Genomic DNA, 25221 nt, shown 5'->3' on the forward strand with positions numbered 1-25221 from the left:
GGACTCGAAGTATACCTGCGACCTTGCCGATTGGCGCGGCCGCAGGTGTCTGCATCAACCTTCTATGGAGCCACCGGCCAGCGCGCACAGCTGGATCGGGTCGAGGATATGCACTTCCTTGCCTTCGGCGGCGAGCAGTTCGTTCTGCTGGAAACGGGTGAATACGCGGGACACGGTTTCCACCGCCAGCCCCAGATAGTTGCCGATTTCGTTGCGCGACATGCTCAAGCGGAACTGGTTGGCCGAGAACCCACGGGCGCGGAAACGGGCAGAGAGGTTAACCAGGAAGGTGGCGATGCGCTCGTCGGCGGTTTTCTTCGACAGCAGCAGCATCATTTGTTGATCGTCGCGGATCTCGCGGCTCATCACACGCATCAATTGGCGGCGCAGTTGCGGCAATTGCAGCGCCAGCTCATCCAGGCGTTCGAAGGGGATCTCGCACACCGAGGTCGTCTCCAGCGCCTGGGCCGATACCGGGTGAATCTCGGTGTCCATGCCCGATAACCCCACCAGTTCACTCGGCAGATGGAAACCGGTGATTTGTTCCTCGCCGCCGTCGCTCAGGCTGAATGTCTTCAACGCGCCGGAGCGTACTGCATAGACGGAATCGAACTTGTCGCCCTGGCGAAACAGAAACTCGCCTTTCTTCAGCGGGCGACCGCGTTTAACGATGTCGTCCAGCGCATCCATGTCTTCCAGATTCAGCGAAAGTGGCAGGCAGAGGGGGGCCAGGCTGCAATCCTTGCAATGGGCCTGGTTATGAGCGCGCAGCTTGACTGGCTCGGACATTACTAAAATCCTTGTGGGGAATCACACATAATGCGTAAGGGTAACGCACTGTGGGCAGTCAGGCCAGCCTGTACAAAAAAGCACCAATAGTATAGAGGTTAACGCAAGCCCGGCCCTCACCGCGCCGGGGCTTGCCCTTCAGATCACCCGCGAAAACCGCTGCCGGTTCTGGTGCTCCAAGTACGCATCGAACACCATGCACACCGAACGCACCAGCAGTCGGCCGGCCGGCAGCACGCGAATGCCGTGTTCGTCGAGGGCGATCAGACCATCCGTGGCCATCGCCTCCAGTTGCGGCCAGAGATCGGCGAAATACCCGCGAAAATCAATATTGAAAGCCTGCTCTACAGGTTCGAAAGCCAGGCTGAAATTGCAGATCAGTTGCTGAATCACTTCACGCCGCAAACGATCGTCCGTGGTGCAGACCAGGCCACGGCTGGTGGCCAGTTGCGCGCCAGCCAAGGTGTTCTGGTAGGTATTCAGGTCACTGCTGTTCTGACAATACAGATCGCCGATCTGGCTGATGGCCGACACGCCAAGCCCGATCAGATCGCAATGACCATGGGTGGTGTAACCCTGGAAGTTGCGTTGCAGCCGGCCCTCTTCCTGGGCGATGGCCAGCTCGTCGTCGGGCAGGGCGAAGTGGTCCATGCCGATGTAGCGATAGCCGGCCTGGGTCAGTTGTTCGATGGTGGTTTGCAGCATCAACAGTTTTTGCGCCGGGGAGGGCAGTTCGTCGCTGTTGATGCGGCGTTGCGGCATGAAACGTTCCGGCAGGTGCGCATAGTTGAACACCGACAGGCGGTCCGGCTGCAGCTTGATGACTTCCTCCACGGTGCGCGCGAAGTTGATCGGCGTCTGTTTAGGCAAGCCGTAGATCAGGTCGATGTTGATCGAACGAAATTGCAGGGTGCGCGCCGCGTCGATCACCGCGCGGGTTTCTTCCAGACTTTGCAGACGGTTCACTGCGCGCTGGACCTCGGGATCGAGGTCTTGCACGCCGATGCTCACGCGGTTAAAGCCCAGCTCGCGCAGCAGGCCCATGGTGGCCCAGTCGGCTTCGCGCGGGTCGATCTCGATGCCATAGTCGCCGGAGTCATCGTCTAGCAGGTTGAAGTGCTGGCGCAGGCAGGTCATGACCTGGCGCAGTTCGTCGTGGCTGAGAAAGGTCGGAGTGCCGCCGCCGAAGTGCAGTTGCTCCACCGGCTGCTTGGGGTCCAGGTGGCAAGCCACCAGTTGGATCTCTTGCTCCAGGCGTTGCAGGTAGGCGTGGGCGCGGCCTCGGTCCTTGGTGATGACCTTGTTGCAGGCGCAGTAGTAGCAAATGTTCGCGCAGAACGGCACATGCACGTACAGCGACAGCGGCCGTGTGGCCTTGCGGCTGTCACGCAGGGCGTGGAGCAAGTCGAATGTGCCGACTTGGCTGTCGAATTGCACGGCGGTCGGGTAGGACGTGTAGCGCGGCCCTGCCAGGTCGTAGCGGTTAATCAGATCGGTGTCCCAACGAATGGCGTCGAGCATGCGGGCGTCCCCCGGATAGGCTAGTGGGCCGAGTCTAGGGGTTGGCCGTAGGGGGCGCCTTGATTTGCGTCAACGGGGAGCGGCGCTATGCCACACGGCGTTTCAATGCCCCATCAACCAGTGCTGATGCGGGCCGGGCAGGGTCCAGATACCGAAGAGCACCACCAGCACACCGCCGGCCATGCGCACGCTGCGCTTGCGCAGTAAGGCAGTGACGCGTTCCGCCGCCAGCCCGGTGGCCAGCAACACCGGCCAGGTGCCCAGGCCGAACGCCAGCATCAGCAAACCACTGTCCAGCGCATTGCCTTGGCTGGCGGCCCAGAGCAGGGTGCTGTAGACCAACCCGCACGGCAACCAGCCCCACAGCGCGCCCAGCAACAACGCGCGGGGCAGGCTGGACACCGGCAGCAAACGGTTGGCAATCGGCTGGATATGCCGCCACAGGCCGCGCCCGAGGCGTTCGATACGGGTCAGACCGCTCCACCAGCCGGCCAGGTACAGGCCCATGCTGATCAGCAGCAGACCGGCCAACACCCGCAGAGTCATGGCCGCCGGGCTATTGGCCACGGCCCAGCCGGCCATGCCGATCAACAACCCGGCGCAGGCGTAGCTGAGGATGCGCCCCAGGTTGTACGCCAGCAGCAGACGGAACCGACGGCTGCGCTGCTCTTGAGGGATGGCCAGGGTCAGCGCGCCCATCAGCCCGCCGCACATGCCCAGGCAATGGCCGCCACCGAGCAGGCCGAGGATCAGCGCGGAAACCAGTAACGGCGCCAGTTCAAGCATGGGGTGGTTCTTGGGGCTTGGGCGGTTGCTCGGGGCTGTTGGCTTCTTCGACGCCGGCCAAGTGGTTGGGGTCCTGGTCATCGAACAGCACGCTGTGGGCCGGGCCGTCGAGGTCGTCGTACTGGCCGCTGTCCACGGCCCAGAAGAAGATGTAGATGGCGACGCCCACTAATAGCAGCGCCGCCGGAATCATCACGTATAAAGCTGGCATCTGCACTCCATGCCCGCGCGGCTCAAGCCGGCAGCGGGCGGGTTACTTGAGGGGCGCTGGCGGCCGGCGCGCTCGGCAGGCGAGTCAGGCGCAGGGCGTTGAGCACCACGGTCAACGAACTGAGGGACATGCCCACCGCCGCCCAAATGGGCGTGATCCAGCCGAGGGCGGCGAACGGCAGCATAAGGCCATTGTATAGCCCCGCCCACACCAGGTTTTCAATGATCACCCGTCGGGTGCGCCGCGCCAGGCTGAAGGCCTGCACCAGCGCATCCAAGCGGTTGGACAGCAGCACCGCGTCGGCGCTGGTCTTGGCCAGGTCGGTGGCCGAGCCCATGGCCACACTGATATCCGCGGCGGCGAGCACCGGCACATCGTTGACTCCATCGCCGAGCATCAACACCCTGCGGCCTTCCTGGTGCAGGCGTTGCAACACTTGCAGTTTGTCGTCGGGACGCAGGCCGCCGTGGGCCTCGTCGATGCCCAGCTCAAGCGCGACGCTGGCGACCATCGGCGAACTGTCCCCCGAGAGCAGCAGGGTGCGCCAGCCGCGTGCCTGGCAGGCTTGCAGCAAGGCCGGTGCGTCGCTGCGCAGGCGGTCGTCGAGCACGAACCAGGCGAGCGGGCCCTGGCGGTCACCCAGCAGCAGCCATTGTCCGGCTTCGTCGGGTGAGGCGGGCAAGGCGCAGCCGCTGAGTTCACACACGAACCCCGGCTGGCCGATGCGCAGCAGGCGCTCGCCCACGCGACCCTCCAGGCCGAGGCCGGGGGTGCTCAGCACTTCATCGGCAGCCAGCGGCGCACGCCCGAAAGCACGGGCAATCGGGTGCTCTGAACGGTTTTCCAGGGCGGCGGCCAGGCCCAGGCAGGCATCGCTGTCCAACGGGCCCAAGGGGCGAATCGCTCGCAGCGCCAGGCGGCCTTCGGTGAGGGTGCCGGTCTTGTCGAAAATCACCGTGTCGATTTGGTTAAGACCCTCCAGCACATGGCCGCGGGTCAGCAGCAAACCGAGTTTGTGCAGGGTGCCGGTGGCGGCGGTGAGGGCGGTGGGTGTGGCCAGCGACAAGGCGCACGGGCAGGTCGCCACCAGCATCGCCAGTACGATCCAGAACGCCCGCGACGCGTCCAACTGCCACCACCACAGGCCGATCAGCGCGGCGGCGAGCAGCGAGCCCAGCAGGAACCATTGCGCGGCACGGTCGGCGATCTGGGCCAGCCGCGGTTTCTCGGCCTGGGCCCGTTCCAGCAAGCGCACGATGGCGGACAGGCGGGTGTCGTGGCCCAGGGCGCGTACTTCAACGGTCAGCGCGCCTTCCACATTGAGGGTGCCGGCGGTGACGCTATCGCCCGCCTGGCGCGCTTGCGGCAGGTACTCGCCGGTCAGTAGTGACTCGTCGATGCTGGACTGACCGTCGAGGATCACTCCGTCCGCCGGCAGCACCGCGCCTGGGTGTACGCGCACGCGATCGCCCACGGCCAGTTCGCTGAGCAGGATGCGCTCGCTCTGCCCGTCGCTTTGCACGCGCAGGCACGAGGCCGGCAGCAGGTTGACCAGTTGCGCAGTGGCGGCGGCGGTGCGTTCGCGGGCGCGGCGTTCCAGATAGCGCCCGGCCAGCAGGAACAGCGCGAACATGCCCACTGCATCGAAATACAGCTCGCCCACGCCACTGATGGCGGTCCAGATGCCCGCCAGGTAGGCGCCGCCAATCGCCAGGGACACCGACACATCCATGGTCAGATGGCGGGTGCGCAGGTCGCGCAACGCGCCTTTGAAAAACGGCGCGCAGCTGTAGAACACGATGGGGGTGGTCAGAAACATCGCTACCCAGCGCAGGATGACGTGCAGCTCTGGGCTCAGGTCGATATTGAATTCCGGCCAAGTGGCCATGGTTGCCATCATCGCCTGGAACCACAGCAACCCGGCCACGCCCAGTTGGCGCAGGGCCAGACGGTTTTCACTGGCCAATTGCTCAGCGGCGCGGTCCGCCTGATACGGGTGGGCGGCATAGCCGATATGGCGCAGTTCGCTGAGCACCTGGCTCAACGGCAGTTGCCCATCGGCCCAGCGGACCTGCAAGCGATGGTTGGACAGGTTCAGCCGTGCCTCGGCCACGGCGGGCAGGCTGCGCAGGTGTTTTTCGATCAGCCAGCCACACGCCGCGCAACTGATGCCTTCCATCAGCAGGGTGGTTTCGGCCAGTTCGCCGTCATGGCGCACAAAGGGTTTTTGCACGTCGGCGCGGTCATACAGCGCCAGCTCCTCCACCAGTTGTACCGGCAGCGCTTCGGGGTTGGCCGAGGCTTCGCTGCGATGCTGGTAATAGCTTTCCAGGCCCCCGGCCACAATCGCTTCGGCCACCGCCTGGCAACCTGGGCAGCAGAGTTCACGGCGCTCGCCGAGGATCTGAGCGGTGAACCGGCTGCCGGGCGGCACGGGCAGGGCGCAGTGGTAGCAGGGAAGCGGGGTGGTCATGGCTTGGAATCTTTAGGGGCTGGTAGGGCCTCGTCGCGGGCCAGCCCGACTCTCGCAGGGAGGGGCGGGGCCGCGACGTGCGAAGCGCAGAGTGTTTACTTCTTCAGGTCTTCGGCGCCCTGCAAGGGCTCATCTCCCAGCAGTAAGTCTTTGTCGTGGCTGACTTCTTCTTCCTCGAACAGGCGCCAGGTCTTGTCGCCTTCCACACCCAAAAGCTCCACGAAACGGCGGCCTTCGACTTTATCGGTCACCTGACCCAGGTAGCGGCCCGGCTCGCTGTCGCTGCGGGTCAGGTTGATCTTGCGGTCTTTCTCCGGCTGGGTCGGTGAAATCAGGTTCAGTTGCAGGGTGTTGGGGTTGCTGTAGCCGGTGAGGTTCAGCTCGACCTCGCCGGTCAGTTCGTCCAGGTGCAGCTTGGCGCGCAACTGCAGGGTCTGGGCCAGGCGTTCACGATCCAGGGAGCGGTTGATGCCTTTGCCGGCCTCGTAGTAGTTGTCGTTGACCAGGTTGTCCGGGTTGTTCACCGCGATCGTCACCATGGACAAGGTCAAGGCCACCGAGCAGGCGAGGATACCGATGATGATCCAAGGCCAGAGGTGCTTGTACCAAGGGCTTGCGGCAGTGGCTACGGGCATTGTTCGGCTCTCTGTTTAACAACGTTGGGTTAACGGACCTGAGGGCCGATGAATCGGCTCTTGGCTTCGACGTGAATGCTCGGGTCATCGGCATCCTTGAGGATGAACGTCACCTCGTTGGTGCTCGATGGCACTTGTTCCGGCGCACTCGACAGTTCCACCGGCATGCTCACGATATCGCCGGCGGACACCTTGATCTCGCGGCGGCCCTGCAACTTGAGATCCGGCAGGCCGGCGGCATCGAGCACGTAGGTGTGGTCGCGCTGGTCCTTGTTCATGATCTTCAGGCTGTAGACGTTTTCGATGCGGCCTTCGGCGTTTTCGCGGAACAGCACGCGGTCTTTGCTGACGTCGAAGCCCACCAGCGAACGCATGAAAAACGCGGTGACCAACAGGCTGATCATCGCCAGCAATACCAACGCATAGCCGATCAGACGTGGACGCAGCTTGTGGGTTTTCTGGCCGGACAGGTTGTGCTCGGTGGTGTAGCTGATCAGGCCGCGTGGGTACTCCATCTTATCCATGATGTTGTCGCAGGCATCGATGCACGCCGCGCAGCCGATGCACTCGATCTGCAGGCCGTCTCGGATGTCGATGCCGGTCGGGCATACCTGTACGCACATGGTGCAGTCGATGCAGTCGCCCAGGCCCTGGGCCTTGTAGTCGGCGCCTTTTTTACGTGGCCCGCGCAGTTCGCCACGGCGTGGGTCGTAGGAGACGATCAGGGTGTCCTTGTCGAACATCACGCTCTGGAAACGCGCATAAGGGCACATGTAGATGCACACCTGTTCGCGCAGCCAACCGGCGTTGCCATAGGTGGCAAGGGTGAAGAAACCGACCCAGAAATACGACCAGCCATCGGCCTGGCCGGTGAAGAAGTCGAAGACCAGTTCGCGGATCGGCGAGAAGTAACCGACGAAGGTCATGCCGGTGACGAAACCGATGATCAGCCACAGGCTGTGCTTGCTGAACTTGCGCAGGAATTTGTTTGCGCTCATCGGCGCTTTGTCCAGCTTGATGCGTTGGTTGCGGTCGCCTTCGGTGACCTTTTCGCACCACATGAAGATCCACGTCCACACGCTTTGCGGGCAGGTATAGCCGCACCACACGCGCCCGGCGTACACCGTGATAAAGAACAGGCCGAACGCGGCGACGATCAGGATGCCAGACAGCAGAATGAAGTCCTGAGGCCAGAAGGTTGCGCCGAAAATAAAGAACTTACGTTCCGGCAAATTCCACCACACGGCCTGGTGACCGCCCCAGTTCAGCCACACCGTGCCGAAGTAGAGCAGGAACAGCGCGGCACCGCCGAGCATGCGCAGATTGCGGAACAGGCCAGTGAAGGCACGGGTGTAGATCTTCTCGCGCGCGGCGTAGAGATCGACCGTCTGGCTTGAATGTTTGGCAGGCGGGGTAACGTCATGTACCGGTATTTGGTCGCTCATCATTGCATCCCACGGCGGTGGAGATTTGCCTCGGCCAGTACGTGCCAACCGGGGTCAAATTAAGGATGTTGCAGTAGCGTAATGATACGCCCCCGATGGTACGCCAAGGGTGCGACCTTTGGTCGCGTTGGGGGAAATCAATTGATGGTGTACGTGATCTGGATCAATTGACTTGGGAAGTATGGACGGTTTTGCCGGTTCGACCTTCAAAAATGCCAGAGATCCAATGTGAGAAGGGCTGGCCCCCGATAGCAGAGTGTCAGTCAATAAAGGCATGACTGGCCCACTGCTATCGGGGGCCAGCCCCCTCTCACATGGGTTGTTTCTGTGTTGCTAAATAACGATCAGTCTCACTGCTCCTCGGCCTTTTTGTCTGCATGAGACAAGCTGTACACATACGCCGCGAGCAAGTGCACCTTGTCGTTGCCTTGCAATTGTTCCTGCGCAGGCATCTGGCCCTGACGGCCGTAGCGGATGGTCTGCTGCAACTGAGCGAAGCTCGAACCGTAGATGAACGCGCCGGGGTGGGTCAGGTCGGGGGCGCCCATGGCGGGGGTGCCTTTGCCGGCGGGACCGTGGCAGGCCACGCAGTTGGCGGCGAAGAGTTTTTCGCCGTTGGCCACGTCGGCCTTGGCCCCTTCAGGCAACTTGCGACCATCGAGCTTGGTCACCACAAAACCGGCCACATCGGCCACGCCTTGTTCGCCAATCACTTCGGCCCAGCCTGGCATCACCGCGTGGCGGCCTTTGAGGATGGTTTCCTTGATGGTGTTAGGTTCGCCGCCCCAGCGCCAGTCGGCGTCGGTCAGGTTGGGGAAACCATAGGCGCCCTTGGCGTCGGAGCCGTGGCACACCGAGCAGTTGGAGGCGAACAGGCGGCCGCCCATTTTCAGCGCTTGCGGATCCTTGGCGACTTCTTCGATCGGCATCGAGGCGAATTTGGCGAAGATCGGCCCGAACTTGGCGTCCGAGCGGGCCATTTCCTTCTCCCATTCGTGCACGCCGGTCCAGCCGGTCTGACCGTTGGCGAAGGGGGTTTGCTTGTCGTTGTCGAGGTAGTTATAGCCCGGCAGCAGACCCTTCCAGTTGCCCAGGCCCGGGTACAGCACCAGGTAACCAAGGGCAAACACGATGGTGCCGACGAACAGCATGAACCACCACTTGGGCAGCGGGTTGTCGTACTCCTCGATGCCGTCGAACGAGTGGCCGACGGTTTCGTCGGTTTGCTCGGCGCGCTGGCCCTTGCGGGTCGACAGCAGCAGCCAGGTCAGGGCGAAGATGGTACCCAGACTGAGGACTGTGACGTACAGACTCCAGAACGTAGTCATTCTTTGTTACTCCTAGAAGCTTGCTCGACGTGCTTGATGGCTTCGGGGTCATCCGCAAAGGGCAGCATGGTTGCGTCGTCAAACTCCGACTTGCGCTTGGGGCTGAACACCCACAGCGCCAGGCCGACAAAGGCCACCATCACCACAACGGTGCCCAGGCCACGAATCATCCCGATATCCATGAAGAATCACCGTTTGCTTTTGATGATGGTGCCCAGGCCCTGCAGGTAGGCCACCAATGCGTCCATTTCGGTCTTGCCCTTCACGGCAGCCGCGGCACCGGCGATGTCTTCGTCGGTGTAGGGCACGCCCAGGGTGCGCAAGACTTCCATCTTCTTCGCGGTGTCCTTGCCGTCGAGCTTGTTTTCCACGAGGAACGGGTACGCCGGCATTTTCGACTCGGGCACGACGTTGCGCGGGTTGTACAGGTGGGCACGTTGCCAGTCATCGGAGTAACGCCCGCCCACGCGCGCCAGGTCCGGGCCGGTGCGCTTGGAACCCCACAGGAACGGGTGGTCCCACACGCTTTCGCCGGCGACCGAGTAGTGGCCGTAGCGTTCGGTTTCGGCGCGGAACGGGCGGATCATCTGCGAGTGGCAGCCCACGCAGCCGTTGGCGATGTAGACGTCGCGGCCTTCCAGTTCAAGGGCGGTGCGCGGCTTCATGCCTTCGACCGGCTTGTTGGTCACGTCCTGGAAGAACAGCGGCACGATTTGGGTCAAGCCGCCGATGCTCACGGCGATGACCATGAAGAAGGCCAGCAGGCCGATATTCTTCTCGACTACTTCATGCTTCATCAGTGGGCTCCCACAACGGCGATCTTGGCGGCGGCTTCAGCTTCTACGGGGTCCGAGGCCCGCACGGTGCGGAACACGTTGTAGGCCATGAACAGCATGCCGGCGGCAAAGAACGCACCGCCCAGGGCACGAACGATGTAGCCCGGGTGGCTGGCTTGCAGCGCTTCGACGAAGGAGTAGGTGAGGGTGCCGTCATCGTTGATCGCACGCCACATCAGGCCCTGGGTGATGCCGTTGACCCACATCGAAGCGATGTAGAGCACGGTGCCGATGGTAGCCAGCCAGAAGTGCGTGTTGATCAGCCCGACGCTGTGCATCTGCGCGCGGCCGAACAGTTTGGGGATCATGTGGTACAGCGCGCCGATGGAGATCATCGCCACCCAACCGAGGGCGCCAGCGTGAACGTGGCCGATGGTCCAGTCGGTGTAGTGGGAGAGCGAGTTGACGGTCTTGATCGCCATCATCGGACCTTCGAAGGTCGACATGCCGTAGAACGCCAGGGACACCACCAGGAAGCGCAGGATCGGGTCGGTGCGCAATTTATGCCAGGCGCCCGAGAGGGTCATCATGCCGTTGATCATGCCGCCCCAGCTTGGCGCCAGCAGGATGATCGACATCGCCATGCCCAGGGATTGCGCCCAGTCCGGCAGCGCGGTGTAGTGCAGGTGGTGCGGACCGGCCCAGATATACAGGGTGATCAGCGCCCAGAAGTGCACGATGGACAGGCGATAGGAGTAGATAGGGCGTTCGGCCTGTTTCGGCACGAAGTAGTACATCATCCCCAGGAAGCCGGTGGTGAGGAAAAAGCCTACGGCGTTATGCCCGTACCACCACTGGATCATTGCATCCGTCGCGCCCGAGTAAGCTGAATAGGACTTGAACAGGCTGACCGGCAACGACGCGTGGTTGACGATGTGCAGCATCGCCGTCACCAGGATGAACGCGCCGTAGAACCAGTTGCCCACATAGATGTGCTTGGTCTTGCGCTTGATGATGGTGCCGAAGAACACCGCAGCGTAGGTCACCCAGACCACGGCCAGCAAAATGGCGATGGGCCATTCCAGCTCGGCGTATTCCTTGGTGGTGGTGTAACCCAACGGCAGGGTGACGATGGCGCCGATGATGACCGCTTGCCAACCCCAGAAGGTGAAAGCGGCGAGGCCATCGGAGATCAGTCGCGTCTGGCAGGTTCGCTGCACGACATAGTAGGAGGTGGCAAACAATGCACATCCGCCGAAGGCGAAAATCACCAGGTTGGTGTGCAGCGGGCGCAGGCGACCGAAGGTCGTCCAGGGCAGGTCGAAATTCAATTCCGGCCAGACCAGTTGCGAGGCGATGAAGACCCCGAGCCCCATGCCAAGGATCCCCCAGACCACCGTCATGATGGCGAACTGGCGGACTACCTTATAGTTATAAGCAGTCGGACTGATTGCTGTGCTCATTCTAAGGTTCCACGGTTTAGGTTTTTTTATAGGTAAAAATCGGCCGCAAGTATGTAGAAAGCGAGGGGTCATTGCAACGCAATGACTGACCTGTATCAATGCGTTCCACGCCAGATTCTGCGCCCTTTCCATGTTTGGCGTAAGGACAAAATCCGAAATGGAAAGCTGATCGAGTGGACAGGAAATTTTGCAGGTCGCAACGTGACTCGTCGCGTACACCAGGATCGGTCCACTGTGCAAGCAAGCGTAGACCCGAATGGGAGGAGGGGAAAGGTTTGCTTTAGACGGGTGCGACACTTGGTCGCGTAGGGCGGTCGGTGTGGGAGCGAGCAAGCCCGCTCCTACAGACGAAGCAGCGGCCGCCCCGGGCGGGGCGGCCTTGTGTGGTTATTGCGCTTGGCTTTCTGGCTTTGCGCCATCAGCGTTGTGGGACAGGCTGTACACGTAAGCCGCCAGTAGGTGCACTTTGTCATTGCCTTGCAGGGCTTCCTGTGCTGGCATCTGGCCTTGACGGCCGTGACGGATGGTCTGCTGCAATTGCGCCAGGCCGGTGCCGTAGATGAAACCGGCGGGTTCGGTCAGGTTAGGCGCGCCCATGGCTTCCACACCGTGGCCTTGCGGGCCGTGGCAGGCAACGCAAGTGGTGTTGAAGGTGGCTTGGCCAGCGGCCAGATCGGCGGTGCTATCGGCCGGCAGCGGCAACTTGGCCAGGTCGTGGCGCACATAGGCCGCGACGTTTTTCACGCCGTCTTCGCCCAGTACTTCACCCCAGGCCGGCATCGCCGCGTGGCGACCGTTCATGATGGTGGTCTTGATCGCCTCGGCAGAGCCGCCCCAGCGCCACAGGTTGTCGGCCAGGTTTGGGAAGCCGTACGCGCCCTTGGCATCCGAGCCGTGGCACACCGCGCAGTTGGAGGCGAACAGGCGGCCACCCATTTTCAGCGCTTGTGGGTCTTTGGCTACTTCTTCCACGGGCATGGCCGCGAATTTGGCGTAGATCGGCCCAAATTTCGCATCGGCCTTGGCCATTTCCTTTTCCCATTCCTTGGCCTGGGTCCAACCGCCTTCATAGCCCGGCAGCACGCCTTTCCAGTTGCCCAGGCCCGGATAGAGGATCAGGTAGCCGACCGCGAACACCAAGGTGCCGACGAACAGCATGAACCACCACTGGGGCAAGGGGTTGTCGTATTCCTCGATGCCATCGAAGGCGTGGCCCATGGTCTGGTCGACACTGCCTTTGGTCTCGCCCTTGCGGGTGGAGATCAACAGCCAGGTCAGCCCGATCAGGCTGCCGATGGTCAGTACGCAGATCCATGTACTCCAAAATAGGGTCATGGCCGAGTGCTCCTTATTGCAGGCTCTTCTTGAGCGTCGGATGGGGGGGCGGTGGGCTCGTCGGCGAACGGCAGCAGGCGCGCCTGCTCGAATTCCGCATTGCGCCGATTGTTGAACACCCACAGCGACAAGCCGATAAAGGCGATGGCGACCACCAGCGTGCCGAGGCCGCGGATGGTGCCCGCATCGAATTCAAATCCCATGGCTCACCTCTTGCTCTTGATGGCAGTGCCGAGCACTTGCAGGTACGAGACCAGCGCGTCCATCTCGGTTTTGCCCTTGAGGCTGGCCACGGCGCCCTTGATGTCGCCGTCGGTGTACGGCACGCCGAGGGTGCGCATTACGTTCAACTTGGTCTCGGTGTGGCTGCTGTCGACCGGCGCCGTGACGAGCCACGGGTAGGCCGGCATTTTCGACTCAGGCACCACGTTGCGCGGGTTGTACAAGTGCGCACGGTGCCAGTCGTCGGAGTAACGTGCGCCGACGCGCGCCAGGTCCGGGCCGGTGCGCTTGGAGCCCCACAGGAACGGGTGGTCCCACACGCTTTCGCCGGCGACCGAGTAGTGGCCGTAGCGTTCGGTTTCGGCGCGGAACGGGCGGATCATCTGCGAGTGGCATTGCACGCAGCCTTCGCGGATGTAGATGTCGCGGCCTTCCAGTTGCAGCGCGGTGTAGGGCTTCATGCCTTCGACCGGCTTGTTGGTCACGTCCTGGAAGAACAGCGGGACGATCTGGGTCAGGCCGCCGATGCTCACGGCGAGCACCATCAGCAGCATCATCAGGCCGACGTTCTTTTCAATCGTTTCGTGTTTCATCACTGACTCCTCAGGCCATCTGCGCGACAGGGGCGGCTTCGACAGGTTGTGCCGAGCGCACGGTGCGCCATGTGTTGTAAGCCATCAGCAACATGCCGCTGAGGAACACCGCGCCGCCCACCAGCCGCACGATGAAGCCTGGGTGGCTGGCCACCAGGGTCTCGACGAAGGAGTAGGTCAAGGTGCCGTCGTCGTTGATCGCACGCCACATCAGGCCTTGGGCAATGCCGTTGACCCACATCGAGGCGATGTAGAGCACGGTGCCGATGGTGGCCAGCCAGAAGTGCGCGTTGATCAGGCCAAGGCTGTACATCTGCTCGCGGCCGAAGACTTTCGGGATCATGTGATACAGCGCGCCGATGGAGATCATCGCCACCCAACCGAGAGCGCCGGCGTGTACGTGGCCGATGGTCCAGTCGGTGTAGTGGGATAGCGAGTTGACGGTCTTGATCGCCATCATCGGACCTTCGAAGGTCGACATGCCGTAGAACGCCAGGGACACCACCAGGAAGCGCAGGATCGGGTCGCTGCGCAATTTATGCCAGGCGCCCGAGAGGGTCATCATGCCGTTGATCATGCCGCCCCAGCTTGGCGCCAGCAGAACCAGCGACATCACCATGCCCAGGGACTGTGCCCAGTCCGGCAGTGCGGTGTAGTGCAGGTGGTGCGGACCGGCCCAGATATACAGGGTGATCAGCGCCCAGAAGTGCACGATGGACAGGCGATAGGAGTACACCGGACGCTCGGCTTGCTTGGGCACGAAGTAATACATCATGCCGAGGAAACCGGCGGTGAGGAAAAAGCCTACCGCGTTGTGCCCATACCACCACTGCACCATGGCATCCGTCGCACCGCCGTACAGCGAGTAGGACTTGGTCAGGCTGACTGGGATTTCCAGGTTGTTGACGATATGCAGGATGGCCACGGTGATGATGAACGCACCGAAGAACCAGTTACCGACGTAGATGTGCTTGGTGTTGCGCTTGGCCACGGTGCCGAAGAACACAATGGCGTAGGCCACCCAGACGATGGTGATCAAGATGTCGATCGGCCATTCCAGCTCGGCGTATTCCTTGGAGCTGGTGTAGCCCAGCGGCAAGGTGATTGCGGCGAGCAGGATCACCAGCTGCCAGCCCCAGAAGCAGAACGCGGCGAGTTTCGGCGCGAACAGCTGGGTCTGGCAGGTGCGCTGCACCGAGTAGAAGGAGCTGGCGAATAGCGCACAGCCACCGAACGCGAAGATCACCGCGTTGGTATGCAATGGGCGTAAACGGCCAAAGCTGGTCCAGGGCAAATCGAAGTTGAGCGCGGGCCAAACCAATTGGGCGGCGAGAAAAACCCCGAGCCCCATGCCGACGATGCCCCACACCACCGTCATAATGGCGAATTGGCGGACCACCTTGTAGTTATAGGCGGTACTTAATGTAGTGTTCATGGTTCCCCATCCACGGTTCAACCCAAGCCGAGCGGCACTTGGGCTGGAGTTATAGGCAGACTAAATAGCGAGGCAAGCATGGGCAAAGAGCACAAGGCCAGTATTGACGGGGATCAATGGGCGCAGTGTGCGCGGGAACATGGCTGGTTGTGGGATGTCGCGTCCAACGCGCCCTCGGGCGGGCCGATCACGCTGATCCTGGCCCACGGCGCCGGCGCGCCAATGGACTCAACCTTTATGAACGACATGGCTGCACGCCTTGCCGCACAAGGCGTGAACGTGTTGCGCTTCGAGTTTCCCTATATGGCTCAGCGCCGGCTCGACGGCGGCAAACGCCCACCTAACCCGGCACCGAAACTGCTGCAGGCCTGGCGTGAGGTGTATGCCGAGGTGCGGCGTCATGTCGCTGGGTCTGTGGCCATCGGTGGCAAGTCCATGGGCGGGCGCATGGCCAGTCTGGTGGCCGACGAACTGGGCGCCGATGGGTTGGTGTGCCTGGGGTATCCGTTTTATGCGGTGGGCAAGCCGCAGAAGCCTCGGGTCGAACATTTGGCCGAGCTGAAGAGCCCGACCTTGATCGTGCAAGGTGAGCGCGATGCTTTGGGTAATCGGGCCGCGGTAGAGACTTATGCGTTATCGCCGAGTATCGAGGTGATGTGGCTGGAGGCGGGGGATCACGACTTGAAGCCGTTGAAGGCTTCGGGGTTTACGCATGAGCAGCATTTGGAGGCTGCGACCGTGCAGGTGGCTGAGTTTCTCAGCGTCTGTTAGGGCCAATCGGGAGCAAGCCCCCTCCCACATTCGACCGCATTCCAAGGGATGTACGCGGTTAACTGTGGGAGGGGGCTTGCTCCCGATAGCGGTCTATCGGTTGAAACGTTCGACCAAGGAATACTGGCTATTAGCTGTATGGGTCAGGTCTTCACTCAATTGCGCCGAGTTCAGGGCCTGTTCCGAGGTTTGATCGGCCAGCAGTGCAATGGTGCTGATATTGCGGCTGATCTCCTCAGCCACCGAGCTTTGCTCCTCGGTCGCGGCGGCGATCTGGCTGGTCATATCGGTGATGTGCGCCACCGCTTCGCTGATGCCCACCAGCGCCTGATCCGCTTCCATTACCCGTGCCACGCCTTCTTCGGCCTGGCGATGCCCGGCATCCATGGTCTGCACGGCCGCGCTGGCGGTTTGTTGCAGCTTGGCGATCAAGGTATGGATCTGCCCGGTAGACTCGGCGGTACGTTGCGCCAGTTGGCGAACCTCGTCGGCCACTACGGCAAAGCCTCGACCCATTTCACCGGCACGCGCCGCTTCAATGGCGGCGTTCAGCGCCAGCAGGTTGGTCTGGTCGGCAATGCCTTTGATCACATCGACCACGCCACCGATTTCATCGCTGTCCTTGGCCAGTTGGGTCACGGTGACACCGGTTTCACCCACGGCGGTGGACAAGCGCTGAATCGCCTCGCGGGTTTCCCCGGCGATATCGCGGCCGCGACCGGTCAGGCGATTGGCTTCCTGGGTGGCATCGGCGGTGCGCTGCACGTGGCTGGCCACTTCCTGGGTGGTCGCGGCCATCTGGTTGACGGCGGTGGCCACTTGTTCGGTTTCGACGCGCTGGCGCTCCAGGCTGCTGGAGCTGTTATGCGCCAGGGTATTGGACTGCGACGCCTGATCGTTGAGGTGCTCGGCAGTGTCTTGCAAGCGGGTCAGACACGTCCTCAGACGCGCCTCCTGGCTGAGGATCGACATCTCCAGACGCGCCTGGGCGCCACGGCTGTCGGTGTACATCTGCGCGATCAACGGGTCGGACGTGGTCTGCTCGGCCAGGCGCAGCAGGCGCTTGAGGCCGCGCTGTTGCCAGCTCAGGCCCAGCAGGCCCAAGGGCACCGACAGCGCCGCGGCCAAGGCAAAACCCCAGTGGGAGTTAAGCCAGGCCCCAATCATAAAGCTCAACTGGCTCACCAGAATAAAAGGCACCCAGTCCTGAAGCACCGGTAGCCACTTGTCGCGCTGTGGAATCGCCGACTTGCCCTGGTTGATGCGTTGGTAGAGCGCTTCGGCCCGGCGGATCTGCTCGGCGGTGGGTTTGACCCGCACCGATTCGTAGCCGACCACCTGGTTGCCATCGAAAATCGGCGTTACATAGGCATTCACCCAGTAATGATCGCCGGTCTTGCAGCGGTTCTTGACAATGCCCATCCATGGCAAGCCTTGTTTGAGCGTCGTCCACATGTGCGCGAACACTGCCGCCGGAACATCCGGGTGACGTACCAGGTTGTGCGGGGCGCGCAGCAGTTCTTCACGGCTGAACCCACTGATCTCGACAAACGCGTCGTTGCAGTAAGTGATCACGCCCTTGGCATCCGTGGTGGAGATCAACCGTTGCTGAGCGGGGAAGGTACGTTCGCGCTGGGTAACGGGCTGGTTATTACGCATGATTGTTCAATCCGCAAGGCTTTCAGGGGGTATCGACCGGCACGGGGGTTTATTTAACTTATTTTTGCAACAATCAACCGGCCAGCATCGGATAGGTAAACAAGCCGAAGTGAAGCAGGTTCAAGCCAAAGTGCGTGGCAATCGCCGCCCCGAGGCCGCCAAACCGGTATGCCAAGCCGTAACCGACCCCGGCAATGCTCGCCAGCAGCACCCAGTGCCACCCCGCCCCCAGGTGCACCAGGCCGAATAGCAGCGACGCCAACAACAGCGCGAGGTTGTCGCCATAGGGCAGGTGCTTGAAGCGCCGGCTCAAGCCGCCTTGAATGTAGCCACGGAACAGCGCTTCTTCCACCAGCGTGACCAACAGCAGATTATTGAGCACCCACAGCCACGCCGGATCCGGCCATTTCGGTGCCCAACTGATGATGCCAAGCAGCGCCGCGCCGCCCAGGGCCGCGATGGCGGTGAGGGTCAAGGCTAGGGCGGTGACACAGATCGACAGGCGCAACGCGCGCCGCGCCACGATCCAGGGGCAGGCCAGCAGCAGCCAGAAGCCGATCAGAGGTTTGTCCTGATTCAGGTACATCGAGAACGGCACTGCATCGGGGGTGAAGCGTTGCGGGTCGATCCCGCGGCCGTTATAGAAGCCCGGCAACCAATGCATCGCCAGGCCCAGCGCCAATACGATAAACAGGCCGTGGCCCAGGTAGCGCGCCCAGGGTGTGCGTTGTTGGCGCACGGCGTAGCCGGCGACCAGCAGCAGGGCGACTGACACCAACGCCAGTGCACCCAATTGTCCGTAAACCAGGGCCATTACATAGCCGATGGAAAGCAGTGCCAGGTACAGCCAGGGCAGGGTCAGCATGGGGGGAATCCTTGAAAATACCGGGCGGCAGTATAACGACCGTCCCTGGCTCCCCGCATGAAACCTGCCTACAAGGTCTTGGCCAGTTTCCCTACCCGTAATACCAGCCACAGCGCGCCCGCGATCAACACCCCACCATATAGATGAGCCATGGACAGCGGCTCATCCAGCAATAAGGCACCCCACAGCACGCCAAACGGCGGGATCAGGAATGTGGTGGTCATCGAGCGCACCGGCCCGATGGCCGTCAGCAAGCGGAAGTACAGCACGTAGGCAAACGCCGTACACACCAACCCGAGCCCCAGCAGCGATGCCCAGACCTGCCAACCGCCCCAACTGGCCGGTGGCTGATATAGGGCACTGACGGCGAAGAATGGCAGTAGAAACAAGGTCGCGCCGAGCATGCTGCCTAGAGCGGCGAGGCGGCTGTCCAGGCCGCCGCGTCGATCCAGCCAGCGGCGTGCCAGGAACCCGGCAAAGCCATAACAGGTGGTGGCCAGCAGGCAGGCAAGGGCACCCATCAGCAGGGTCAGGTCGAACGCCACCGGCCCGGCGCGGGTCAGCACGGCCACGCCCAGCAGGCCCAGGCACACGCCGGCGATTTTCGACGGGGTCAGGCGTTCGCTGAAGAACAACCCGCCGATCAACACGCCCATCAGCGGCGTGGTGGCGTTGAAAATCGCCGAATAGCCGGCCGGCAGCACTTGGGCGGCCACCGAGTACATGGTGGCGGGGATCCCGGAATTGATCACCCCCAGCAGCAGGACGGTTCTGAATTTACCCTGGAAATCCCATTTCACCCGCATCACGGCCAGCATTACCAGCAAGCCGGCGGCGGCGATCGATACGCGGAAGAACGCGGTGGGCAGCGTACCGATTTCCGGCGCAATGATGCGCATAAACAAGAAACTCGCGCCCCAGATAGCGGCCAGTCCCAGCAGGTAGAGGGTGTCGACAGGTCTCACGGAAAACTTCCTACGCGAATAAGCCGGCGAGTGTTGCCCAGCGGCCCGCGCGGCACAATCCCTGATTACAGACACGGCAGGGTGCGCACTGGTTTTTTGTCTGGTTGAATCCAACTGCGCCGAAAATCCTTCTTCTCCTGGGTTCCCGCACTGGCTAAGCTCAGGGCTTCCCGATGCCCGTTCGAGGTTTCCCGCATGTCGCAGCCCACGCCCGCCCTTGCCATCGCCCGCACCATCCTTGAGGGCTTCGATGACTACCGCGAACACTTTCGTCAGATCACCGATGGTGCGCGCGAGCGTTTCGAAAAGGCCCAATGGCAGCTGGGCCAAGCGGCATCGGCGGCGCGGATCAACCTGTATGAAGAAAAGGTCGGCGAAGTCACCACGCGGCTGCGCGCTGGGTTCGAGGCCGCCGATTTGCTGGACATCGACCTATGGCCTTTGGTGAAAAGCGCCTATATCGGCCTGATCGACCTGCGTTTCGACGATGAATTGTCCGAGACTTGGTACAACTCGATCTTCTGCGGCCTGTTCAGCCACGACCTGATCAGCGACGGCTGCATGTTTATCCACACCACCCGGCCCAGCCTGCGCCGCGCGCGCGCGGCGCAAACCCGTGTCTACGCGCCGGCCGGGCAGATTGCCGAGATGCTCGCGCAGATCGTCGAGGACTACCGCTTCAGCGAGCCCTATGCCGACCTGGCGGCCGACTTGCACCGACTCGAAGCCCAACTGCGGGAGAACTTGCCGGACTGGGTGTGCAAAGACCCGGACCTCAAAGTCGAGCTGTTTTCGTCGGTGCTGTACCGCAATAAAGGGGCCTACCTGGTCGGGCGCATCTATACCCGCGATGAGCAATGGCCGCTGGTGATTCCGCTGCTGCACCGCGAAGGGCAGGGCATCCGCATCGATGCGCTGATCACCGATGAGGCCGAGGTGTCGATCATCTTCTCGTTCACCCGTTCCTACTTCATGGTGGATGTGCCGGTGCCGGCGGAATTCGTCGGGTTTCTCAAGCGCATTCTGCCGGGCAAGCACATTGCCGAGTTGTACACTTCCATCGGTTTCTATAAGCACGGCAAGTCGGAGTTCTACCGCGCGCTGATCAACCACCTGGCCACCACGGACGACCAGTTCATCATGGCCCCCGGCGTGCGCGGCATGGTCATGAGCGTGTTCACCCTGCCGGGCTTCAACACCGTGTTCAAGATCATCAAGGACCGTTTCTCACCGTCGAAAAACGTCAACCGCGCCACCGTGATCGAAAAGTACCGCCTGGTTAAAAGCGTCGACCGCGTGGGGCGCATGGCCGATACCCAAGAGTTCGCCGATTTTCGCTTTCCTTTGAGTAAGTTCGACCCTGATTGCCTGGGCGAACTGCTGGACGTGGCCGCCGGTACCGTCGAAGTGGAAGGCGACACCGTGCTGATCCGCCACTGCTGGACCGAACGGCGCATGACCCCGCTCAACCTCTACCTGGAAAACGCCAACCCCGCACAGGTACGCGAAGCCCTGGAGGATTACGGCCTGGCCATCAAGCAGTTGGCGGCGGCGAATATTTTCCCCGGTGACATGCTGCTCAAGAACTTCGGCGTCACCCGTCACGGCCGCGTGGTGTTCTACGACTACGACGAAATCTGCTTTCTCACCGAGGCCAACTTCCGCCACATTCCCGCCCCGCGTACACCCGAGGATGAAATGGCCTCCGAGCCCTGGTACTCCATCGGGCCGCTGGACGTGTTCCCGGAGGAGTTCCCGCCGTTCCTGTTTGCCGACATCGGCCAGCGCAAGCTATTCAATGAACTGCATGGCGAGTTGTACAACGCGGATTATTGGAAGGGCCTGCAAGAGGCGATTCGGGCGGGGAAGGTGATCGATGTGTTTCCTTACAGGAGAAAGGGCCAGCCGTAAGTTTCAAGCGGCCCTTGCTGGCCGCTTGAAGCTTGCCGCTAACCCCCGTTTTTCTGCCACAATCGGCGCCCTGCATAAATAGACGGCCCTCACGTACCAGATGACTGACCAAGCGCCCACTATCGACCAACTGCTCAAAAACCTCGATCACGCCATGCTCGCCGACCGCCACCGCTTGCGCCGGCAGTTGCTTGAGCTGCGCAAGAAACCCGACGAGGAAAAGTTGGCGCAGTGGGTCGCGCGCATGCAGGCCTCCTGTGCCCAGGTGACGGCGCGGCGCGCCAGCCTGCCAGTGATCCGCTATGACGACAGCCTGCCCATCGCCGCCAAGCGCGATGAGATCAAGGCCGCGCTGAGCAAGCACCAGGTGTTGATCATTGCCGGCGAAACCGGCTCGGGTAAGACCACCCAGCTGCCGAAGATCTGCCTGGAGATCGGTCGTGGCCAGTACGGCCTGATTGGCCATACCCAGCCACGCCGGATCGCTGCGCGTAGCGTGGCCAGCCGCGTCGCCGAAGAACTGGCCACGCCCCTCGGCGCGCTGGTCGGTTACCAGGTCCGTTTCGAAGACCAGAGCGACGCCAACACCCTGATCAAGCTGATGACCGACGGCATCCTGCTGGCGGAAACCCAGAACGACCGTTATCTGGAACGCTACGACACGATCATCGTCGACGAAGCCCACGAACGCAGCCTGAACATCGACTTCCTGCTCGGCTACCTCAAGACCCTGTTGCCGCGTCGCCCCGACCTCAAAGTGATCATCACTTCGGCCACCATCGACCTGGAGCGCTTCTCCAAGCACTTCGACGATGCGCCGATCGTGGAGGTATCGGGCCGAACGTTCCCGGTGGAGACTTGGTACCGCCCGCTGACCCTGGAGCAGGACGAGGAGGGCAACCGTGTCGAGGACGACCTCACCGTCGACCAGGCGATCCTCGCCACCCTCGATGAAATCGCCGCCTACGAGCGCAGCGAACGGCGTAGCCCCGGCGACGTGTTGGTGTTCCTGCCGGGCGAGCGCGAGATTCGCGACGCCGCCGACATGCTGCGCAAGGCCCAGCTCAAGCACACCGAAATTCTGCCGTTGTATGCGCGCCTGTCGCCGGCCGAGCAGCAGCGGATTTTCCAATCCCATCCGGGCCGTCGCGTGGTGCTGGCGACCAACGTCGCGGAGACCTCGCTGACGGTGCCGGGCATTCGCTATGTGATCGACAGCGGCACGGCGCGCATCAGTCGCTACAGCTACCGCGCCAAGGTGCAGCGCCTGCCCATCGAAGCGATTTCCCAGGCCAGCGCCAACCAGCGTAAGGGCCGCTGCGGTCGGGTTGAGCCGGGCATCTGCGTGCGTTTGTACAGCGAAGAGGATTTTATCGGCCGTCCGGAATTCACCGACCCGGAAATCCTGCGCACCAACCTCGCCGCGGTGATCCTGCAAATGCTGCACCTGCGCCTGGGCGAAATTACCGACTTCCCGTTTATCGAACCGCCGGACGGCAAGGCCATCAGTGACGGTTTCAATCTGCTGCAAGAGCTGTCGGCGGTGGACCGAAACAGCCAGTTGACCCCACTGGGCCGCCAGTTGGCGCGCCTGCCGGTGGACCCGCGCATGGGCCGCATGCTACTGGAAGCGGCCAAGCTCGGCAGTTTGCAGGAAGTGCTGATCGTCGCCAGTGCCATGTCGATCCAGGACCCGCGCGAGCGCCCACCGGAGCGCCAACAGGCCGCCGACCAGGCCCACGCGCAGTGGAAAGACCCGGATTCGGACTTCGCCGGCTTGGTCAATCTGTGGCGCGGCTTTGAAGAGCAGCGCCAGGAACTGACCGCCAGCCCGCTGCGCAACTGGTGCCGCAAAAACTTCCTCAACTATTTGCGCCTGCGCGAGTGGCGCGACTCCCATCGGCAGTTGAGCCTGATTTGCCGCGATATGCAGTTGGCCATCAATAAAGACCCGGCGGACTACCCGAAACTGCACAAAGCCGTGTTGTCTGGTCTGCTCAGCCAGATCGGCCAGAAGACCGAAGACGGCGATTACCTCGGGGCGCGTCAGCGGCGCTTCTGGATCCACCCGTCCTCGGGCATCGGCAAAAAGCGCCCGCAATGGCTGATGACCGCCGAACTGGTGGAAACCACCAAGCTGTATGCGCGCATGGTGGCCAAGATCGACGCCGACTGGATCGAGCCGTTGGCCGGGCACTTGATCAAGAAGAACCACTTCGAGCCCCATTGGGAGAAGAAGCGCGGCCAGGTCGTGGCCTTTGAGCAAATCACCCTGTTCGGGCTGATTGTGGTCGGCCGCCGGCCGGTGCATTACGGCCCGGTCGACCCGGTCGTCTCACGGGAATTGTTTATCCGCGAAGGTTTGGTGCGCGGCGAGATTCAGTCCCGCGCCAGGTGCCTCAGCGCCAACCAGCGCTTGCTGGAGCAGCTCGACGAACTGGAAGCCAAGGCCCGCCGTCGCGATATCCTGGCCGACGAAGAAACCCTGTACGCCTTCTACGACGCGCGCTTGCCGGCGGAAATCCACCAGACCGCGACCTTCGACAGCTGGTACAAGATCAACAGCCAGAAAGATCCGCAATTGCTGATCATGCGCGAGGAGGACGTGCTGGCCCGCGAGGCCAGCGAAGTCACCGCCGCGCATTACCCCGACACCTTGCACTTGGGCGATCTGGCCCTGGCCTTGAGTTACCACTTCGAACCCAACCACCCGCGCGACGGTGTGACCTTGCGCGTGCCGGCGCCGCTGTTGCCGGCGTTGCCCGCCGAGCGCCTGGAATGGCTGGTGCCAGGTTTGATCGAAGCCAAGTGCATCGCGCTGGTGCGCAACCTGCCCAAAGCGTTGCGCAAGAACTTTGTGCCGGTGCCGGACTTCGTCAAGGCCGCGCTGCAACGTATCGAGTTCGGCCAGGGCTCGCTGCCCCAGGCGCTGGGGCGCGAACTGCTGCGCATGACCGGTGCGCGGGTCAGTGACGAAGCCTGGGCCGAAGCGGCGCAGCAGGTGGAAAACCACCTGAAGATGAATCTGGAAGTGGTCGACGGCCAGGGCAAGTTCCTCGGTGAAGGGCGCGACCTGGCCGAACTGACCGCACGCTTCGCCGAAGCCAGCCAAGCCGCGCTCGCCGTGCCGCAGACCGCGAAAAGCCAACAACCGGTGGAGGCCAAGGTGTTCGCGGCGGTGGCCGAGAAGACCCAGCAGAACATCGCCGGGCTGTCCATGACGGTGTACCCGGCGCTGGTGGAAGAGAACGGCACGGTCAAGGAAGGGCGTTTTTCAACCGCCGCCGAGGCAGAGTTCCAGCACCGTCGCGCTTTGCAGCGCCTCTTGATGCAGCAGCTGGCGGAACCGGCAAAATTCCTGCGCGGCAAGTTGCCTGGTCTTACCGAACTGGGGCTGATGTACCGCGAACTGGGGCGTATCGACGCTCTGGTCGAGGACATCCTGTTGGCCAGCCTCGACAGCTGTGTGTTGGAAGGCGAAGCCAGCCTGCCGCGCGACGGCGCCGGCCTGGCGGCCCTGGCCGAGCGCAAGCGCAGCGGCTGGACCGAACACGCCGAGCGCCTGGCGCGCCTGACCCTGGATGTGCTGAAACTCTGGCACGGCCTGCAAAAGCGCTTCAAAGGCAAGATCGATCTGGCCCAGGCCGTGGCGTTGAACGACATCAAACAGCAACTGAGCAACCTGGTGTACCCAGGCTTCGTACGTGAAACGCCGGCGCAATGGTTCAAGGAACTGCCGCGCTACCTCAAGGCCATCGAATTGCGTCTGGAGAAGCTACCGAGCCAGGTACAGAAAGATCGAGTGTGGAGCGGTGAACTCAGCGGCCTGTGGACGCAGTACCAGAACCGCCTGAACAAACACACCCAAGAAGGCAAGCGCGACCCGCAACTGGAGCTTTACCGCTGGTGGCTGGAGGAATACCGCGTGTCACTGTTTGCCCAACAGCTTGGAACCAAGGTGCCGATTTCCGACAAGCGATTGAGCAAGCAGTGGAGCCTGGTCGAGGCCTGATCCCTTTTTCGGTCGGCCAGGCAGGC

General features: G+C 62.3%; 21 protein-coding genes. 3 read left to right on the forward strand and 18 right to left on the reverse strand.

The features are described 5' to 3' along the window. Window positions 1-54: 54 nt before the first annotated feature. The 15 genes from fnrA to ccoN (ACFZPT_RS13550) form a co-directional block, all read right to left on the reverse strand. Window positions 55-789 (reverse strand): Crp/Fnr family transcriptional regulator FnrA, encoded by a 735-nt coding sequence (gene fnrA, locus ACFZPT_RS13480; RefSeq protein WP_034099680.1) that lies wholly within the window; start codon window positions 787-789, stop codon window positions 55-57. A gap of 138 nt (window positions 790-927) precedes the next feature. Further along, window positions 928-2310, reverse strand: coding sequence for an oxygen-independent coproporphyrinogen III oxidase (gene hemN / locus ACFZPT_RS13485; protein WP_034099679.1), 1383 nt, complete (start codon window positions 2308-2310; stop codon window positions 928-930). A 102-nt stretch (window positions 2311-2412) separates the two neighbouring features. Beyond that, window positions 2413-3096, reverse strand: a complete 684-nt coding sequence (locus tag ACFZPT_RS13490; protein ID WP_034099678.1) for a sulfite exporter TauE/SafE family protein — start codon at window positions 3094-3096, stop codon at window positions 2413-2415. Then, window positions 3089-3307 carry a cbb3-type cytochrome oxidase assembly protein CcoS gene (gene ccoS / locus ACFZPT_RS13495; RefSeq protein WP_034099677.1) on the reverse strand — a complete coding sequence of 73 codons (219 nt, stop codon included), beginning with the start codon at window positions 3305-3307 and terminating at the stop codon, window positions 3089-3091. The genes ACFZPT_RS13490 and ccoS overlap by 8 nt, the downstream gene beginning before the upstream one ends. A gap of 22 nt (window positions 3308-3329) precedes the next feature. Next, a complete protein-coding gene (locus ACFZPT_RS13500; protein WP_099311947.1) occupies window positions 3330-5780 on the reverse strand; it encodes a heavy metal translocating P-type ATPase in 2451 nt (816 codons plus the stop codon). Window positions 5781-5875: 95 nt separating this feature from the next. After that, window positions 5876-6415: a FixH family protein gene (locus tag ACFZPT_RS13505; RefSeq protein WP_034099675.1), complete on the reverse strand. Its 540-nt coding sequence runs from the start codon at window positions 6413-6415 to the stop codon at window positions 5876-5878. A 29-nt stretch (window positions 6416-6444) separates the two neighbouring features. Continuing rightward, a complete protein-coding gene (ccoG, locus tag ACFZPT_RS13510) occupies window positions 6445-7860 on the reverse strand; it encodes a cytochrome c oxidase accessory protein CcoG (protein WP_034099674.1) in 1416 nt (471 codons plus the stop codon). Between the two features lie 350 nt (window positions 7861-8210). Beyond that, on the reverse strand, window positions 8211-9188 hold the full coding sequence (ccoP, locus tag ACFZPT_RS13515; RefSeq protein ID WP_034099673.1) for a cytochrome-c oxidase, cbb3-type subunit III: 978 nt from the start codon (window positions 9186-9188) through the stop codon (window positions 8211-8213). Further along, window positions 9185-9370 carry a CcoQ/FixQ family Cbb3-type cytochrome c oxidase assembly chaperone gene (locus ACFZPT_RS13520; RefSeq protein ID WP_020372609.1) on the reverse strand — a complete coding sequence of 62 codons (186 nt, stop codon included), beginning with the start codon at window positions 9368-9370 and terminating at the stop codon, window positions 9185-9187. The genes ccoP (ACFZPT_RS13515) and ACFZPT_RS13520 overlap by 4 nt, the downstream gene beginning before the upstream one ends. 6 nt (window positions 9371-9376) lie before the next feature. After that, window positions 9377-9985: a cytochrome-c oxidase, cbb3-type subunit II gene (ccoO, locus tag ACFZPT_RS13525; protein ID WP_003193167.1), complete on the reverse strand. Its 609-nt coding sequence runs from the start codon at window positions 9983-9985 to the stop codon at window positions 9377-9379. Further along, window positions 9985-11427 (reverse strand): cytochrome-c oxidase, cbb3-type subunit I, encoded by a 1443-nt coding sequence (gene ccoN, locus ACFZPT_RS13530; RefSeq protein ID WP_040269079.1) that lies wholly within the window; start codon window positions 11425-11427, stop codon window positions 9985-9987. The genes ccoO (ACFZPT_RS13525) and ccoN (ACFZPT_RS13530) overlap by 1 nt, the downstream gene beginning before the upstream one ends. Window positions 11428-11814: 387 nt before the next feature. Further along, window positions 11815-12762 (reverse strand): cytochrome-c oxidase, cbb3-type subunit III, encoded by a 948-nt coding sequence (ccoP, locus tag ACFZPT_RS13535; RefSeq protein ID WP_034114792.1) that lies wholly within the window; start codon window positions 12760-12762, stop codon window positions 11815-11817. Then, window positions 12759-12965 carry a cbb3-type cytochrome c oxidase subunit 3 gene (locus ACFZPT_RS13540; RefSeq protein WP_034099670.1) on the reverse strand — a complete coding sequence of 69 codons (207 nt, stop codon included), beginning with the start codon at window positions 12963-12965 and terminating at the stop codon, window positions 12759-12761. Before ACFZPT_RS13540 ends, ccoP (ACFZPT_RS13535) begins: the two co-directional genes overlap by 4 nt. Window positions 12966-12968: 3 nt before the next feature. Beyond that, window positions 12969-13577, reverse strand: coding sequence for a cytochrome-c oxidase, cbb3-type subunit II (ccoO, locus tag ACFZPT_RS13545; RefSeq protein WP_099311949.1), 609 nt, complete (start codon window positions 13575-13577; stop codon window positions 12969-12971). Window positions 13578-13587: 10 nt separating this feature from the next. Further along, a complete protein-coding gene (gene ccoN, locus ACFZPT_RS13550) occupies window positions 13588-15012 on the reverse strand; it encodes a cytochrome-c oxidase, cbb3-type subunit I (protein ID WP_034138921.1) in 1425 nt (474 codons plus the stop codon). A gap of 78 nt (window positions 15013-15090) precedes the next feature. Between ccoN (ACFZPT_RS13550) and ACFZPT_RS13555 the strand changes: the two genes are divergently transcribed. Next, window positions 15091-15783, forward strand: coding sequence for an alpha/beta family hydrolase (locus tag ACFZPT_RS13555; RefSeq protein ID WP_099311951.1), 693 nt, complete (start codon window positions 15091-15093; stop codon window positions 15781-15783). Between the two features lie 93 nt (window positions 15784-15876). Here the strand turns inward: ACFZPT_RS13555 and ACFZPT_RS13560 are convergent, their stop codons facing one another. The 3 genes from ACFZPT_RS13560 to ACFZPT_RS13570 all read right to left on the reverse strand — a co-directional run bounded on the left by ACFZPT_RS13560 (window position 15877) and on the right by ACFZPT_RS13570 (window position 19272). Beyond that, window positions 15877-17442 (reverse strand): PAS domain-containing methyl-accepting chemotaxis protein, encoded by a 1566-nt coding sequence (locus ACFZPT_RS13560; protein ID WP_040269076.1) that lies wholly within the window; start codon window positions 17440-17442, stop codon window positions 15877-15879. 73 nt (window positions 17443-17515) lie between these two features. Further along, window positions 17516-18307 carry a CPBP family intramembrane glutamic endopeptidase gene (locus ACFZPT_RS13565; protein WP_034114789.1) on the reverse strand — a complete coding sequence of 264 codons (792 nt, stop codon included), beginning with the start codon at window positions 18305-18307 and terminating at the stop codon, window positions 17516-17518. A gap of 68 nt (window positions 18308-18375) precedes the next feature. Further along, window positions 18376-19272 (reverse strand): DMT family transporter, encoded by an 897-nt coding sequence (locus ACFZPT_RS13570; protein ID WP_099311953.1) that lies wholly within the window; start codon window positions 19270-19272, stop codon window positions 18376-18378. Between the two features lie 195 nt (window positions 19273-19467). Between ACFZPT_RS13570 and aceK the strand changes: the two genes are divergently transcribed. Together aceK and hrpA are read left to right on the forward strand one after the other, a co-directional pair. Continuing rightward, window positions 19468-21183 carry a bifunctional isocitrate dehydrogenase kinase/phosphatase gene (gene aceK, locus ACFZPT_RS13575; protein ID WP_099311955.1) on the forward strand — a complete coding sequence of 572 codons (1716 nt, stop codon included), beginning with the start codon at window positions 19468-19470 and terminating at the stop codon, window positions 21181-21183. Window positions 21184-21283: 100 nt separating this feature from the next. Beyond that, window positions 21284-25195 carry an ATP-dependent RNA helicase HrpA gene (gene hrpA / locus ACFZPT_RS13580; protein ID WP_099311957.1) on the forward strand — a complete coding sequence of 1304 codons (3912 nt, stop codon included), beginning with the start codon at window positions 21284-21286 and terminating at the stop codon, window positions 25193-25195. The last annotated feature ends 26 nt before the right edge of the window (window positions 25196-25221 follow it).

The sequence above is a fragment of the Pseudomonas sp. MD330_10 genome (assembly GCF_042610415.1).
Classification (GTDB): Bacteria; Pseudomonadota; Gammaproteobacteria; order Pseudomonadales; family Pseudomonadaceae; genus Aquipseudomonas; species Aquipseudomonas rhodesiae.